Source organism: Hyphomonas chukchiensis, from assembly GCF_000682695.1.
Lineage (GTDB): Bacteria > Pseudomonadota > Alphaproteobacteria > Caulobacterales > Hyphomonadaceae > Hyphomonas > Hyphomonas chukchiensis.
On sequence record NZ_AWFG01000096.1, the window covers coordinates 36,069 to 50,591 of the forward strand.

15 protein-coding genes are annotated in these 14,523 nt (G+C 61.5%); 6 read left to right on the plus strand and 9 right to left on the minus strand.

What is annotated here, in order from left to right; genetic code table 11:
* Positions 1 to 118: 118 nt before the first annotated feature.
* On the plus strand, positions 119 to 832 hold the full coding sequence (gene ctrA / locus HY30_RS18385) for a response regulator transcription factor CtrA (RefSeq protein ID WP_034744568.1): 714 nt from the start codon (positions 119 to 121) through the stop codon (positions 830 to 832).
* Positions 833 to 991: 159 nt separating this feature from the next.
* The gene (locus HY30_RS18390) at positions 992 to 2,242 is read left to right on the plus strand and encodes a patatin-like phospholipase family protein (protein ID WP_051615715.1); all 1,251 of its coding nucleotides are present in this window, start codon (positions 992 to 994) and stop codon (positions 2,240 to 2,242) included.
* Between the two features lie 3 nt (positions 2,243 to 2,245).
* On the opposite strand, the gene selD is transcribed toward HY30_RS18390, so the two are convergent.
* The gene (selD, locus tag HY30_RS18395; RefSeq protein WP_034744571.1) at positions 2,246 to 3,301 is read right to left on the minus strand and encodes a selenide, water dikinase SelD; all 1,056 of its coding nucleotides are present in this window, start codon (positions 3,299 to 3,301) and stop codon (positions 2,246 to 2,248) included.
* An 81-nt stretch (positions 3,302 to 3,382) separates the two neighbouring features.
* Between selD and mnmH the strand changes: the two genes are divergently transcribed.
* The gene (gene mnmH, locus HY30_RS18400; protein ID WP_034744574.1) at positions 3,383 to 4,435 is read left to right on the plus strand and encodes a tRNA 2-selenouridine(34) synthase MnmH; all 1,053 of its coding nucleotides are present in this window, start codon (positions 3,383 to 3,385) and stop codon (positions 4,433 to 4,435) included.
* Here mnmH and rnhA read toward each other — a convergent pair.
* From rnhA to HY30_RS18440, 8 genes are all read right to left on the minus strand, one after another.
* Entirely contained in the window at positions 4,432 to 4,872 is a 441-nt protein-coding gene (rnhA, locus tag HY30_RS18405; protein WP_034744577.1) for a ribonuclease HI, read from the minus strand. The two genes, mnmH and rnhA, sit on opposite strands and share 4 nt — an antisense overlap.
* Positions 4,873 to 4,914: 42 nt before the next feature.
* Positions 4,915 to 5,481 (minus strand): hypothetical protein, encoded by a 567-nt coding sequence (locus tag HY30_RS18410; protein ID WP_034744581.1) that lies wholly within the window; start codon positions 5,479 to 5,481, stop codon positions 4,915 to 4,917.
* A gap of 18 nt (positions 5,482 to 5,499) precedes the next feature.
* A complete protein-coding gene (locus HY30_RS18415) occupies positions 5,500 to 6,486 on the minus strand; it encodes a homoserine kinase (protein ID WP_034744584.1) in 987 nt (328 codons plus the stop codon).
* Between the two features lie 11 nt (positions 6,487 to 6,497).
* A complete protein-coding gene (locus tag HY30_RS18420; protein ID WP_034744587.1) occupies positions 6,498 to 7,976 on the minus strand; it encodes a spinster family MFS transporter in 1,479 nt (492 codons plus the stop codon).
* Between the two features lie 55 nt (positions 7,977 to 8,031).
* Positions 8,032 to 9,519 (minus strand): spinster family MFS transporter, encoded by a 1,488-nt coding sequence (locus HY30_RS18425; protein WP_034744591.1) that lies wholly within the window; start codon positions 9,517 to 9,519, stop codon positions 8,032 to 8,034.
* A gap of 109 nt (positions 9,520 to 9,628) precedes the next feature.
* Complete coding sequence (gene radC / locus HY30_RS18430) at positions 9,629 to 10,333, minus strand: RadC family protein (RefSeq protein WP_034744594.1); 705 nt, start codon at positions 10,331 to 10,333, stop codon at positions 9,629 to 9,631.
* A gap of 3 nt (positions 10,334 to 10,336) precedes the next feature.
* Positions 10,337 to 11,158 carry a type I methionyl aminopeptidase gene (gene map, locus HY30_RS18435; protein WP_034744597.1) on the minus strand — a complete coding sequence of 274 codons (822 nt, stop codon included), beginning with the start codon at positions 11,156 to 11,158 and terminating at the stop codon, positions 10,337 to 10,339.
* Positions 11,159 to 11,232: 74 nt separating this feature from the next.
* Entirely contained in the window at positions 11,233 to 11,673 is a 441-nt protein-coding gene (locus HY30_RS18440; protein ID WP_034744599.1) for an OsmC family protein, read from the minus strand.
* 164 nt (positions 11,674 to 11,837) lie between these two features.
* Between HY30_RS18440 and HY30_RS18445 the strand changes: the two genes are divergently transcribed.
* From HY30_RS18445 to HY30_RS18455, 3 genes are read left to right on the plus strand one after another with little or no spacing between them, the layout of a single operon-like run.
* The gene (locus tag HY30_RS18445; protein ID WP_051615717.1) at positions 11,838 to 13,223 is read left to right on the plus strand and encodes a serine hydrolase domain-containing protein; all 1,386 of its coding nucleotides are present in this window, start codon (positions 11,838 to 11,840) and stop codon (positions 13,221 to 13,223) included.
* Positions 13,220 to 13,993, plus strand: coding sequence for a competence/damage-inducible protein A (locus tag HY30_RS18450; protein WP_034744602.1), 774 nt, complete (start codon positions 13,220 to 13,222; stop codon positions 13,991 to 13,993). Before HY30_RS18445 ends, HY30_RS18450 begins: the two co-directional genes overlap by 4 nt.
* Positions 13,990 to 14,478 (plus strand): hypothetical protein, encoded by a 489-nt coding sequence (locus tag HY30_RS18455; protein WP_034744605.1) that lies wholly within the window; start codon positions 13,990 to 13,992, stop codon positions 14,476 to 14,478. Before HY30_RS18450 ends, HY30_RS18455 begins: the two co-directional genes overlap by 4 nt.
* The last annotated feature ends 45 nt before the right edge of the window (positions 14,479 to 14,523 follow it).

Here is a 14,523-nt window from a genome sequence, read left to right on the forward strand (position 1 = left end):
GGAATTACACAAGGGAATCCGCACATACCGTTAACCTTCGTTAAAGGAAGCGCCTGTAGGATTCACAAGGTTAAACAAAGCGACTAGGTTTGTCGTAGGCTGATTCGGGAGACGAGCGATGCGCGTCCTATTAATTGAAGACGATAGCGCCGTAGCGCGTTCTATCGAGCTGATGTTGAAGGCTGCTGGCTTCAACATCTACACCACCGACCTTGGTGAAGAAGGTGTCGATCTCGGCAAAGTCTACGAATACGACATGATCGTTCTCGACCTGTCGCTGCCGGATATTTCCGGCTACGAAGTGTTGAAACAGCTCCGTATGGGCCGTGTGAACACGCCTGTCATGATCCTCTCGGGTAACCCTGACATCGAAGCAAAGGTGAAAACGCTTGGCTACGGCGCTGACGACTATCTCACCAAGCCATTCAACAAGGATGAGCTGATTGCCCGTATCACGGCGATCGTGCGTCGCTCCAAGGGTCACGCTGAAAGCGTCATCCGCACCGGCGAAATCCTGGTCAATCTTGATGCCAAGACGGTCGAAGTGGATGACGAGCGCGTCCACCTGACCGGCAAGGAATACCAGATGTTCGAGCTGCTTTCCCTGCGCAAGGGCACGACGCTCACCAAGGAAATGTTCCTCAACCACCTTTATGGCGGCATGGACGAGCCTGAGCTGAAGATCATCGACGTGTTCATCTGTAAGCTCCGCAAGAAGCTGCAGCAGGCCACTGGTGGCCAGCATTATATCGAAACCGTCTGGGGCCGTGGCTATGTGCTGCGCGATCCGCGCCCGAGCTCACGTTCCAACGAGGTTGAAGAGGCGGCCTGAACCGCGCTCTGAATGCCCAAAGTTTCGAGAAGCCCGGCTATTGCAGCCGGGCTTTCTTGCATCCGGGAACATGTTTTTTTGCAGCGCCGCAAAATGTCTTCAAATTTCGCGCGTATGTGTCTCTGTAGACTTGGGGATAGTGATAATGAGAGCCCGGCCATGATCCTTCGCAAATTTTCCGCCGTCCTTCTTGCGCCGCTGCTGCTTGCCGGGTGCGTGACGCTCGTGCGCGGAGACGCGCCGGTCCAGGACCTCACGCAACACGCCTATGTCGCCGGTTTCAGCCCCGATGTGCGCATGTCGGGCGGCGATGGCGAGGCCTTCATCGAACGCATGTCGAAGACGATCAAACGCCTGCAGGCGCGACCCGGCAATGATGCGATTGATATTCTTGCGCTTTCCGGCGGCGGGGCCGGCGGGGCATTCGGCGCGGGCGCGGTTGTCGGGATGACCTATTCCGGCAAGCGGCCCGAATTCGAGATTGTTACCGGCGTCAGCACGGGCGCCCTGATCGCACCTTTTGCCTTCCTCGGCCCGGAATGGGACGACGAGCTGACCGAAGCCTATGTTGGCGGGATGAGTTCCAACCTGCTGGGCCGTCCTGGCATCGGCACAATGTTCCGCGTGGGGGTGTACGACGACACGTCCCTGCGTGAATTGGTCGAGCATTATGTGACGCCGGAGCTGGTCGAGGCCGTCGCCCGCGAAAGCGCCAAGGGTCGCATCCTGCTGGCCGCGACGACCAATCTCGACAGCGAGGAACCTGTCATCTGGGATCTTGGCGCGATTGCGCAGCAAGGCGGCGAGAAGGCGCGCGAGCTGTTCATCAATGTGCTGGTTGCCTCGTCCAGCGTGCCGGGCGTGTTCCCGCCCGTCATGTTTGACGTTGATGCCGACAATGGGGCGTATCAGGAAATGCATGTGGATGGCGGCACGACCGTGCCCTTCTTCATTGCGCCGCATGCCGCCTTCATCACGGATGAGAAGCTCGAAGACCTGAAGGACGTGAACATCTACGTCATCATCAATGGCCAGCTGGCTACGCTGCCGCACGCAACGCCAGTGAGTACCGTGCCGATCACGATGCGCGGGTTTTCTGTCGTCCTGATGTACATGGCGCGCACGGAACTGGTGCTGACAGCCTCGTTCGCGCAGCAGCATGGCATGAACCTGAAATATGCCAGCATACCGGCGGCCATGCCGTTCGCTGGTTCACTCGACTTCGAGACCGAGAGCATGCGCAATGTCTTCCACTTCGCGCAGGCCTGCGCGGCGGACGACCATCTCTGGCTCGACATCAAGGATGCGCTGGCCCGCGTTGGCGGCACGGAGAAGGGTGACGATGTGGACGAGTGCAAGTTCGGCCCGCCGGTGGAAACACCTGAAGAGCCTGCTACGCCGACCGGCTAGGTTTCAGACGACAGTCACGCCGGACACGCCAGTTTCCATCCGGCCGATGACGGCTGCGCCGGTGTGGCCATGTCTTTCGAATGTGGCGAGTACGCTCTCGGCCGCTTCGGCTGAGCAGGAAACCAACAGGCCGCCACTCGTCTGCGGGTCACATAGAATATCCAGCTCAGGGGCGCTCAACGGTCGCTGAACGGTCACAGAAGTCCGCACGGAGTCCCAATTGCGGCCTGAAGCGCCCGTCTTTACGCCCGCTTCGGCCAACCGTCGCGCCCCGTCGAAAACCGGCACCCGGTCAGCCTCGACAACGCCTGTGAGGCCAGCACCCCGACACATTTCCGAAAGATGCCCAAGCAGTCCGAAACCTGTAACATCTGTTGCAGCATGAACGCCCGCCATGCCGGCGAGATCCGTTCCGGGCGTGTTGAGGCGCGTGGTGGAGGCAATCATCTCGGCATAGTCGGCGTCTTCAATGATGCCGCGCTTCAGGGCGGCGCTATAGATGCCGACGCCGAGCGGCTTGCCGAGGATCAACACGTCGCCAGCCCGTGCGCCCGAGTTCAGCAGCAGTTTGTCCGGATGGACGAGGCCGAGGGCCACGAGGCCGTAGATCGGCTCTGCGGCATCAATGGAATGCCCGCCCGCAATCGGGGCGCCTGCAGTCTCTGCAACAGATTGGCCGCCCGCGAGGATCGCCCGGATTGTCTCGTTGGAGATCTTGCCGATGGGCATGCCGACAATGGCCAGCGAGAAGATCGGCCGTGCGCCCATGGCAAAAACGTCCGACAGGGCATTGGTCGCTGCGATCCGGCCGAACGTGTGCGGGTCATCCACGATGGGCGTGAAGAAGTCCGTTGTGGCGACGAGAGCTGTTGTCTCGTTTACCCGGTAGACCGCCGCATCGTCGCTGGTGGCCGCATCCACGATCAGGTCGGAGCTGCCAAGCGCCAGCGGCATTTCGCTGAGGATATCCGCCAGCACGTTCGGCGCCAGCTTGCAGCCGCATCCCCCGCCATGGGCGAGCGATGTGAGGAGCGGTTCTGGTGTCTGGGTGTCGGGCATGGTCTCAAGTCCTACTCTGCCCCATGGGCTTAGCGCGCGGGCCTCTGGCGAGGCAATGAAAACCTGCTAAGCGTGATAGCGATGCCTTATCTTGAAACCGTCACCGACCTTGGCCCCGAAACCCTGTCGCGCTTCGATGCCATCATCGATGTGCGCTCGCCCGCCGAGTTTGCCGACGACCATTTGCCTGGGGCAATCAGCCTGCCTGTGCTCTCGAATGACGAGCGGGCCGTGGTTGGCACGATCTACAAACAGGAGAGCCCGTTTCGCGCCAACCGTATCGGCGGTGCCATAGTGGCGCGAAATATCGCGTGTCACCTCGATACGGCGCTGGCCGATATGCCCCGTGGCTGGCGCCCGCTGATCTATTGCTGGCGTGGGGGCATGCGGTCCAACGCCATGGCGACGATCCTGTCCTCGGTGGGCTGGCCCGTGGGTCTTGTGAAGGGCGGCTACAAGACCTGGCGGCGAGAGGTCGTTGGCGGGCTTGAGCTGGACGCGGCGCCACTGCCCATTATCCTTGTCGATGGCCCAACCGGCAGCGGGAAGACGGCCATCCTGACCGAGATTGCGCAGCAGGGCGGACAGGTGATCGACCTTGAGGGTATTGCCAATCATCGCGGCTCTGCCTTTGGCGGATTCGATGATTTGCCGCAGCCGGCCCAACGCCTGTTTGAGACCATGATCTGGGACCAGTTGCGCCAGTTTGATCTGACGCGGCCCATCTATGTCGAGGCGGAATCGGCCCGTGTTGGCCTGCGCCGCGTGCCGCGCCGCCTGTGGCACAGCATGCTGGCAGCGCCGCGGGTGGAAATCCATGTGCCGCCGACCGCGCGCAGTGCATTCCTCGTGTCGGCCTATGGGGATGCTGTCAGTGACAACGAAAGCGTCGCGCGCTCATTGGACTTGCTGAAGCCGCTTCACTCGAAGGAAACCATCGCTGAGTGGCAGGCGCTTGTGGATGCGGACGATCACCGCAAGCTGGCAGAAGTCTTGATGCTGGAACACTATGACCCGCTCTATGCGCGCAGCCGGAAGCGGCGCGAGGATACGCCTGTGCAGGTTGTGGAGCTGGACGCGCTGTCGCCTGCCGACATTGCCGCTGCAGCCAAGGCGATAATCGCCAAGGCCTAGCCGCGCGCTTGCGCGGTGCCCATGCGGGCCAGCTCGTCGGCGCGTTCGTTGCCCGGGTCGCCATCGTGGCCTCTGACCCATTTCCAGGTGATGTCGTGGCGCTGGCAGGCTTCGTCGAGCGCCTGCCACAGGTCCTGGTTCTTCACCGGCTGTTTCGAGGCCGTTTTCCAGCCGTTGCGCTTCCAGCCCTTGATCCACTTGGTCAGGCCGTCCTTCACATAGGTGGAATCCACGTGCAGTGTGACTTTCGATGGCTGCTTCAGCGCATTCAGCGCCTCGATCGCGGCCATCATTTCCATACGGTTATTGGTCGTCTGCTTTTCGCCGCCGAACAATTCCTTGCGGTTTTCGCCTGCAATGAGCAGCGCGCCCCAGCCGCCGGGACCGGGATTGCCGCTGCAGGCGCCATCCGTCCAGATTTCGATCAAGTCAGTCATGGGCTTCAGGTGATGGGCTTCGCGAGAGCCGTCAAGCCTGCTTCAGAAGACGCTGATGTCGACATCGCGCAGCTGCTCAGCGGGGCGCACGATGGCGTAGAACAGGAAGCCACAGCCGACACCTGCCAGCGCGCCAACACTTGCCCCGGAGAGCAGCGCGCCAATGCCTGTCTGGATGCTCTCGATGAGGCCGAAGGCGAAGGTCGTCCCGCCCACTAAGATCGCCCCCCATATGGCCCCCCAGCGGATATAGGGCGCGCGGGCGGCGATCCGGCGATGCGGCATCCGGCCGATCGACAGGCCAAGGGCGAGCCATGCAGCAGGAACCGTTACGAGGAAGAGGACGAAATTGAGTGCCGCCAGTTGCAGGCCCGTCACGATGCCGCTCGTGAGCGTGCTTTGGAAGGGCTGCGTAGCGTTCATGCCAAATACGCCGAGCAGGATGTGCACGAACCCCAGCATGAGCCCGCCAATCACCGAAACCCCGAGACAGGCTGCGAGGGAGCTGAGGAACAGGCCGAGTTTCACACGCTTGATATGCGTGCGTAGCGATCCGTCAGCATAGGCGGGAGTGGGGAGACTGGCGGGCGTAGCGGATTGGTTCGACATGGCGCCCCTTCGCGAAGCTCACCCGCCATAGCCGGCGGCGCTGGTCACCTTGCGATGAAAGGACAGGCGTCCGGCATATTCGAGGGGATTCTTGGGCCTTACGAGGGCGCCTTCAGGCGTATCGGTCCAGTCGACGAGGCGCGTGAGGAAGAAACGCAGGGCAGCGCCGCGCGCGAGGATTGGGAGTGCCTCACGCTCTGCAGGCTCCAGAGGGCGCACGCTTTCATAGCCCGCGATCAGGGCCGCACCCTTCGAGAAATTGAACTGGAGGCCCGCTGCTTCGCCCGCTGCGCCATCCTCGAACGCCCAGGCATTGAGGCAGACGGCGAGGTCATAGGCGAGGGCATCTGTGCAGGCGAAATAGAAGTCGATGGCACCGGAGAAATCGTCACCGAGGAAGAAGGCATTGTCCGGGAACAGGTCCGCATGGATCGTGCCGCGCGGCAGGGGCAGGCTGTCGGGATCGGCCTTGGCGATGGCGGCGATATCTGACTCAATGCGCCCGGCAAGGCCATGCAGCAGGGCGTCCGCGTTCGCCGCGCGGCCTTCCCATAGCCTCGGCCATGACGCAGGCCCCAGCGCATTCTCACGTGTCATGCCGAAATCGGCGAGCGCGACGTGCATGCGTGCGAGCCCTTCGCCCAGTCCCCGGCACTGAACGACATTCGGCCGGCGTGGTGAGAGGCCCTCGAGAAAGGAAGTGATGACCGCGTCGCGGCCTTCCAGCGTGCGCAGGGCCTTGCCGTCCTTGCCCATGATGGGCTCGGGGCACGGATAGCCCTTGGCGGCGAGATGCTGCTTCACGCCGATAAAGAAGGGCAGGTCGTCAGCCTTCACCCGTTTCTCGAACAGGGTGAGGATGAAACGCCCTTTTGAGGTCTCAAGAAAATAGTTCGAATTCTCCACGCCTTCGGCAATGCCCTTGAAGGAGAGGGCATTGCCAAGGTCGTATTCAGCCAGGAAGGCGGCGAGCGCCTCGTCGGAAACGTGAGTATAAACAGCCATGGAGGGCTGGCTTAAGCAGTTTTCGAGAGCATGTCACGGTGCAGTGTTTTGCCTGCGAGCAGATAATGGATTGCCGCCCAGCCATAGAGGGAGGCGAAGATCACGATAGTCCATTGCAGGCCGCGTGCGTTTGCACTGGTGCAGGCGGCGGCTTGTTCCACGCTAAGGTCCGAGACGATCTTGCACGCCTCAATCGACAGGCCGAGATCGGCGTTTGAGAGCATCATGGATTTGAGCACCGACGAGAGCACACCGGCGAGCGTCGGGCCGAGGCCGATACCGATCAGGTTTACGGCGAACAGCGTGATCGCCACGGCCGTAGCGCGCGTGCGGCTGTCCACGACGCCTGCGGAGACGGCATACATCGGGCCGAGATAGAAGTAGTGCAACATGGCTGCGAGCATGAGCGGCGGGATCATCATGGCAACCGTTGGGCTGAGATAGCCCATCCAGTAGAGCGGCACGGAGAGTCCCATGCCGAGGGCTGGCATCCAGGATAGCGCCGTTGGATACCGCTTCGAGAGTTTGTCAGCGAGGAAGCCGGACAGGAAGACGCCTATGGCCGCCATGAGACCGAGGACCAGCGAGAAGATCAGTGCTGCTTCAGTCAGCGTCAGGTGGTGTGTGCGCAAAAGGAACGAGGTGGAGAAAGCGGCGATGCCATAGCCCGCGAAAGAGGCAATCGCAGCGCCGGTGACGACGTGCACATAGGTGGGTTTGCGCATCAGGCCCTTGAGGGCAACAATGAAGCCGTCCGGCGCTTTTTTGCTGTTTGCGTTGGGCGGATCGCTGTAGCCGCGTGGCGGCTCCTTGACGGTCAGCCCAATGATGATCGCGAAGATCACGCCGGGTAGGCCGACGGCCACGAAGGCAATCCGCCAGCCTTCGACATTTTCCCAGGCAATCAGGTTTTGGGCCCATGTCCAGCCCCAGTTACCAAACAAGGCGTGGACATTATGGCCCGTGATATAGTCATTGATCGGTCCGGCGGAGAGGCCAGCGAGCATGCCGCCGAGCGGGACGCCAAGCGCATAGATCGAGGCGGCGGTCGCGCGGCTCGTCGGCTTGAAATAGTCTGCAATCACGGACTGCGCCGGAGGCGTACAGCCCGCCTCACCAACGCCTACAAGCAGACGGAAGATGAAGAGCGTCAGGAAGCTTGTCGCGAAACCGCAGAGCACGGTCATCAGGCTCCACATCGTCAGCGAGGCGAGAATGATCAACATGCGGCTCTTGCGTTCCGCGACGCGCGCGATCGGGATTCCGAGTGTCGTATAGAACATGGCGAAAGCCAGCCCGCCGAGCAGGCCCATGTGCCAGTCTTCGAGCCTGAGGCTCGTCTTGATCGGCTCGGTCAGGATCGCGAAGATCGACCGGTCGATGAAGTTGAAGATGTACACGACCAGCAACGACGACAGCACATAGGCGCGGTACATCGGTGTTCGGAATCCGGTTTCGTGGCCCGGGCGGGCTGTGGGGGCGTCGGTCATTGGCGTCTCCAGTCAGTCAGTGCAGGTCAGATTGTTTTGGCGAGGGTGATCCGGCTCAATGGGCGTCCGGGTTGTAGCGGTCGCGCAGGTAAGTCCGGCTGGACATGTAGTAGCAGCCCGCTGCGACGATGAAGACAAGAACGGTCGCCGCCATGGATTGGCGCAGGCCGTTGCCATAGGCGGCACAGAGTGCCGGCCCGGCTTCACCAAGTTCGAGCACTTTCGCCCCGCACATCTTGGGATCGAACGTCGCCGCCAGGTCTCCGTAGCCTGACAGGCCAATCTCGCGGGCCATGAAGAAGTCACTCATGGCGCCAACAAAGAGCGGGCCAATGCCGTTGCCGATCAGGCTTATGATGAGGAGCAGAACTGCAATGGTCGTGGCGCGCGAACGCGGGCTGACAATGCCGGTCCCGACTGAATATTGCGCACCGAGATAGGCATAATGTCCCACCGCCGCGATGGCCCAGAGCGCGAACGCCATGGTGAGCGTGGGGCTGAAGAAGGCGGCGATATAGGCCGGCACGGCGATGAGCAGGCCGACGGCAGGCAGCCAGGCCACAACGGCAGGATAGCGGCCGCTGAGCTTCTCGGAGAGGAGGCCACCGATAAACGTGCCGAACGCAGCGAAGGCGGCCAGCGGCGCGCCATACATGATCGCCGCTTCACGAACGCCAATGCCGTGCACGCGCTGCAGGAAGGGCGCCTGGAAACTGATCAGGCCATAGCCGACGAACGCAACCAGCGCTGCGCCAAGCGCCAGCCACCAGAAGGTTGGCTTCACGCCGAATTCCTGGAAAGCCTCGAAGAAGGGGGCCTTGCGCAGGGGATCCGCATCCGGTGGGTCGGAATAGCCGCGCGGGGGTTCCTTGATGGTCAGCCAGAGGATGAGCGCAATGATTGCGCCGGGTGCACCGATAACGACGAATGCGATGCGCCAGCCTTCCACTGTGGTCCAGTCCATGCCCGAGAACATGAAGCCGAGACCGATGGAATCGATCCATGCGCCGAAGTCGGCGCCCTTGATCGAGGCAATCGTGCCACCGAACAGCTGCGCCAGAACCCCGCCAAGTGTGACGCCCATCGAATAGATGCCGATGGCGTTGGCGCGGCTCTTGGGAGGGTAATAATCCGTGATGATTGAATTGGCGGGCGGTGTGCAGCCGGCTTCGCCAACGGCCACGCCGACGCGGAACAGGAGCAGCCACAGAAAGCCCGTCGCCATCCCGCAGAGCGCCGTCATGATTGACCAGACGATCACGCAGACAGCAATCACCATGACACGGTTGCTGCGGTCGGCCCACATCGCGATCGGAATACCCATCAAAGCGTAGAAGAGCGCGAAAGGCGGACCGGACAGCAGGCCCCACTGGGTATCATTCAGGCTGAACGTGTTGATAATCGGCTGGGCGACAACGGAAATGAGTGTTCGGTCGATGAAGTTCAGCGTGTAGATCAGCATCAAGGCGATCAGGACATAGGACCGGTAACCCTTTGTACCAAACCCGGTTATCTGTCCGTTCGACGCGGTTGTGTCGCTCATGCGCTGTCAGCCTCCCTGTAATGATTCCCGCGCATCTGACGGCGCGTGTGTATTTTTTCTCACGGTAACGGCCTGCCGATCATCTGCAAGCATTATCGCGGCGTCAGTCTCAGATCAGGCCTGATGAGCGGAAGCTGGTAACGCCACCTGTGCCGGCGATGAGGTGGTCGTGGACCGTAATATCGAAAGGATCGAGCACGTCGATAATCTCGCGCGTCATATCGATATCCGCCCGCGACGGCGTCGTATCGCCGGAGGGGTGGTTGTGGACCAGTATGAGGCTTGAAGCCTGAAGTTCGAGGGCACGGCGGGCGATTTCGCGGGGGTAGACGGGGGCATGATCGACCGTTCCGTGTCCCATCACTTCGTCTGCGATCAGCTGGTTCTTGCGGTCAAGGAAGAGCACGCGGAACTGTTCACGCTTCTCGTGCTGGAGTTCAGTGCGGACATAATCAATCAGCGCACTCCACGACGAAATCGCCGGGCGCTTGCTTATCTCCTCGCGGGAGGCGCGGGATTGAAGTTCGGCGATGGCTTTGAGATAGGCGGCGACGGTTTCGCCGATGCCTTCCACCTTCACGAGGTCAGCGCCGGGCGCAGCGAGAATGCCGGACAGGCTGCCGAAACGGGCCATCAGGGCTTTGGCGATGGGTTTGACGTCGCGGCGGGGAATGAAGGCCATGAGGATGACCTCAAGCACTTCATAGTCTTCGAGAGCTCCAGCACCGCGCTTCAGCAGCTTGCCGCGCAACCGCTCGCGATGGCCTTGCCAGTGAGGCTTTGCATCAGGCTGGCCTTCTGTGCCCCCCGGCATGGCCTATGGCTTGACCGTGTGGGGCGTATCCAGGCCCTTCGGGGATTTGGTGAAGATCTCGACGCCGGTTTCGGTGACGCCCACCGAATGTTCGAACTGTGCCGACAGCTGGCGGTCGCGGGTCACGGCGGTCCAGCCATCGGGCAGGATCGCAGCGTCCTTGCGGCCGATGTTCAGCATCGGCTCAATAGTGAAAAACATGCCGGGGCGGAGTTCCGGGCCCGTACCATAGTCGGACGAGTGAACGACGTTCGGCTCGTCATGAAAAAGACGTCCTACGCCGTGGCCGCAGAAATCTTCAACCACGGAGAGACGGTTCAAGCGGGCAATCTCGGAAATCGCGCCGCCAATGTCGCCGAAACGAGCGCCGGGCTTCACGGCACTGATGCCGGCCATCATGGCTTCATACGTGACATCCATGAGGCGCTCCGCCTTCCGCTTCACTTCGCCGACGCCGTACATGCGCGAATGGTCGCCGTGCCACCCATCGAGGATGCAGGTCACATCGATATTGGCGATGTCTCCTTCCTTCAGAGGCTTGGGGCCTGGAATGCCGTGGCAGATCACGTGATTGAGCGAGATGCAGGATGCGTGGCGATAGCCGCGATAGCCGATCGTCGCCGACTGGGCGCCATGGTCGAGCACAAACTCGCGCACCAGATCATCCAGATACTGTGTCGTCACACCGGGTTTCACTTCGCCCACGAGCATGTCGAGGCATTCCGCGACCAGCCGCCCGGCCTTGCGCATGCCTTCGAAGCCTTCCGCATCATGGATGCGGATTTCACCAGTGCGCATGGGAAGAAGGGCGGTTGAGTCATTCATGAAAGTAGCTTTCCGGTCTATGGGCCGCAATGTGGCAGTGATTGCGGAAAATTTCTACCCCGCGCCCTGTGAAATCAGGCTTCCAGACTGGCATCCAGGCTGATGTCGATGGCGCCAAGCGCCACGGAGACCGGGCAGGATTCCTTGGCCTTTGTGGCAATCGCCTTGAAATCCGCTTCGCTGGCACCCGGAACCTTGCCGACAAGGGTAATGGCGCTGCTGGTAATCTTGAAGCCGCCGCTGTCTTTCGGTTCGACTGTCACGACAGCCTTGGCATCGAGCTTGTCGGCGGGTGTGCCATTGTCAGCAAGCATGGCCGAGAGTTGCATGGCGAAGCAGCCTGCATGGGCGGCGGCGAGCAATTCTTCCGGATTGGTGCCGGACTTGCCGCTCTCGTCCTCGAACCGGGCCTTGAAGGAATAGCCATGGCTCTTGAGGGCACCGCTTTGGGTGTCGATCGTGCCGGTGCCGTCCTTGAGGGCGCCTTTCCAGATGGCTGTTGCATGACGTTTCATGAGTCGCTCCTTGCTGTGGAATTTTTGGGTTCATTGAAGGGAATGCGCCGCGTGGGCCGATGTTCCGGCGGTGTCCTCAGTCCGACGCTTGCCCTTGGGTTCCTTGTTGCTTTGGCCGGGATGGGAGCTATCCTCCGGCAAAATCAAAAGGGGAGCCGAACGCCATGAGAGAACCTGCTCACTACCTGAAGAGCCTTGCGGCCAGCTTCCTTCTTGCGGCCGCAGTTGCCTGCGCCGCCACGGCGCCCGAAGCTGCGCCAGCCCCATCGTCGCTGGCACCCGCTGCGGAGGCGGCAGGCGCACCAGCACCTGCTGCTGACAAGACGTTTGACGCGCTTGAAGCCTCAGCCTCCGGCAAGGGGTTCACGCAGGCGGGCATTGTGGCACTGGATGCGGCCATGGCTGCAGCCGTTGATGACGGCGCCGTCAAAGGCATATCGACCCTGCTCGTGAAGGATGGGCACGTGGCCCACTATTACGAGCATGGAATCATGCGCGCCGCCGATCAGGCGCCCATCAAGGAAGATACGATCTTCCGTATCTATTCCATGTCCAAGCCGATTACGGGTGTCGCCCTGATGACGCTGTACGAGCAGGGCGCGTTCAGCCTGGACGACCCGATCACGAAATTCGTACCGGAGTTTGCCGATCTCAAAGTGCTGAAGGGAGTGGACGCGGACGGCAAGATGATCGTCGAAGATATGGATCACGTGCCGACCATGCGCGAGCTGATGAGCCATACGGCTGGTTTCGGTTATGGGCTTGGCGGTGATGACCCGGTCAACACCGCGTTCCGCGAACAGGGCGTGCTCGCCTCGCCGGATCTCGACACGTACATCCCCAAAGTTGCCGGCATTCCGCTACTGTTCCAGCCGGGCAGCAACTGGTCCTACAGCACGGCCGTCGATATCCAGGGCTACATCGTCCAGAAGATTTCGGGCAAGCCATTCGGGGAATACCTGGAGGAGACAATCTTCACGCCGCTCGGCATGACAGATACAGCCTTCTTTGTACCTGAGGAAAAGCGCGACAGGTTTTCCGATGTGTTCACACACTCGCCCGAAACCGGCGAACTGGTGCCGCTGGACGATCCGCGCTTTGCCTATCGCGAAGGCGCGTTTGGCATGGAAGCGGGCGGGCACGGGCTCGTCTCGACGCTCGCCGATTATGCCCGTTTCTGCCAGATGCTTGTGGATGGCGGCGAGTTGAACGGCACACGCATTCTGAAACCCGAGACCGTGAAGTTGATGCGCACGAATGTGCTGCCGGAAACCTTCCACCTCTTCTCGGATGGCAACAGCGTCAATCCGGAACGGGCCGGACACGGCTTCGGACTGGATTTCGGCGTTCTGGTGGATCCGGCCCCGACGGGCACTTTGATGCCAACCGGAACCTATTACTGGGGTGGTGCCGCCGGCACATGGTTCTGGATCGACCCGGTCAACGACCTGTTCTTTATCGGCATGGTCCAGGTATTCCCGGCGGGAAGCATGGATAATGCCTTCCGCAAGGAGTCCGGTGATCTCGTCTATGAGGCACTTGCCAAGTGACCGAAACTCCACCCACCGCAGCTGTGCTGCTGATTGGCGACGAACTCCTCTCGGGGCGCACGCGCGACATCAACCTGCAGCAGATCGCCACCTATCTCGGCCCGCTTGGTATTCCGGTTGTTGAATCGCGTACCGTTTCCGATGTGCAGGCGAGCATCGTCAAGGCGGTGAACGACCTGCGCGCGGAATACACCTATGTCTTCACGACGGGCGGTATCGGCCCGACGCATGATGACATCACGGCGGACGCCATTGCGGCGGCCTTTGGCGTCGGTATTGGCGAGCATCCGGAAGTCATCGCCATGCTGGCCGAGCGCTATGCCGAGATGAAGACCGAGTTCACGCCCGCCCGCCGGCGCATGGCGCGTGTGCCGCATGGAGCAAGCCTCGTCGCCAATCCGGTGTCGGGCGCGCCGGGCTTCCAGATGGAGAACGTGTTCACGCTGGCCGGTGTGCCGCAGGTTGCCCGGGCCATGCTGGAAGATATCGGACCGCGCCTTCGCACGGGCGCCGTTGTGCATAAAGTGACCATTCGCGGCGTCGGCCTGCGGGAGGGCGATATTGCGGAGCCGCTGGGCGCGCTGGCGGTTGAGATGCCGAACGTCTCTTTCGGATCATACCCCTGGTTCCGGTCGGTTGGGGACAATGGCGTCCATCTCGTGGCGAGTACGATTCATCCCGATCTGATCGACACGATCGTCGAGCGGTTGGAAGCCATCATCTCCGCCACGGGCGTCACGCCGGAGCGCTTGACGGAGGAGGCCGGATGATCGCCGTCCTGAAGCGCACGCCGGTGATCTGGGGCCTGTTCATTGCACAGCTCCTGATCTTTCCGTGCTTTGCGCTATTCAGTGATGCCGTTGGCGGTCGCTATCTCGATACAATCACCACGGGCGAAGGATGCCGCGCACTGATCGCCGCGATGACCGAGGCGCAGCGCAATGCGCATTTCTGGATCACGGTGCTGCTCGATACAGCCTACCCGTTGGCCTATGGCGGGTTTTTCGCGGCCATGGCGCTGCGCTTCTTCGGGCGATACGGGCCACTTACGGCCTTGCCGGCGCTGGCGACCATCATTGTCGACCTGACAGAGAACACGGTGCAGGCGCTGGCGCTCTCTGGCGCGGCGGATGCGCTTGACGCAAAGTCATGGTTGACGCCCCTCAAGTTCGGGCTGTTTTTCCTCGCTGCGGCGATCGCCCTTATCGCCCTGGTCATTGCCGTGGCTCATCTTTTCCGAAAACGGAAAGCCTGACCGGGCCGGCGTGATCCAGCGCCAACACATATCAGAAGGAGACGG

What these genes read in the sequence shown, in the direction of transcription:
- mnmH (WP_034744574.1), top strand. Translation starts at nt 3,383, where the DNA reads ATGCCTTATCTTGAAACCGTCACCGACCTTGGCCCCGAAACCCTGTCG.
- ctrA (WP_034744568.1), top strand. Translation starts at nt 119, where the DNA reads ATGCGCGTCCTATTAATTGAAGACGATAGCGCCGTAGCGCGTTCTATC.
- HY30_RS18415 (WP_034744584.1), bottom strand. Translation starts at nt 6,486, where the DNA reads ATGGCTGTTTATACTCACGTTTCCGACGAGGCGCTCGCCGCCTTCCTG.
- HY30_RS18455 (WP_034744605.1), top strand. Translation starts at nt 13,990, where the DNA reads ATGATCGCCGTCCTGAAGCGCACGCCGGTGATCTGGGGCCTGTTCATT.
- HY30_RS18390 (WP_051615715.1), top strand. Translation starts at nt 992, where the DNA reads ATGATCCTTCGCAAATTTTCCGCCGTCCTTCTTGCGCCGCTGCTGCTT.
- HY30_RS18445 (WP_051615717.1), top strand. Translation starts at nt 11,838, where the DNA reads ATGAGAGAACCTGCTCACTACCTGAAGAGCCTTGCGGCCAGCTTCCTT.
- rnhA (WP_034744577.1), bottom strand. Translation starts at nt 4,872, where the DNA reads ATGACTGACTTGATCGAAATCTGGACGGATGGCGCCTGCAGCGGCAAT.
- HY30_RS18425 (WP_034744591.1), bottom strand. Translation starts at nt 9,519, where the DNA reads ATGAGCGACACAACCGCGTCGAACGGACAGATAACCGGGTTTGGTACA.
- HY30_RS18420 (WP_034744587.1), bottom strand. Translation starts at nt 7,976, where the DNA reads ATGACCGACGCCCCCACAGCCCGCCCGGGCCACGAAACCGGATTCCGA.
- map (WP_034744597.1), bottom strand. Translation starts at nt 11,158, where the DNA reads ATGAATGACTCAACCGCCCTTCTTCCCATGCGCACTGGTGAAATCCGC.
- radC (WP_034744594.1), bottom strand. Translation starts at nt 10,333, where the DNA reads ATGCCGGGGGGCACAGAAGGCCAGCCTGATGCAAAGCCTCACTGGCAA.
- HY30_RS18410 (WP_034744581.1), bottom strand. Translation starts at nt 5,481, where the DNA reads ATGTCGAACCAATCCGCTACGCCCGCCAGTCTCCCCACTCCCGCCTAT.
- selD (WP_034744571.1), bottom strand. Translation starts at nt 3,301, where the DNA reads ATGCCCGACACCCAGACACCAGAACCGCTCCTCACATCGCTCGCCCAT.
- HY30_RS18440 (WP_034744599.1), bottom strand. Translation starts at nt 11,673, where the DNA reads ATGAAACGTCATGCAACAGCCATCTGGAAAGGCGCCCTCAAGGACGGC.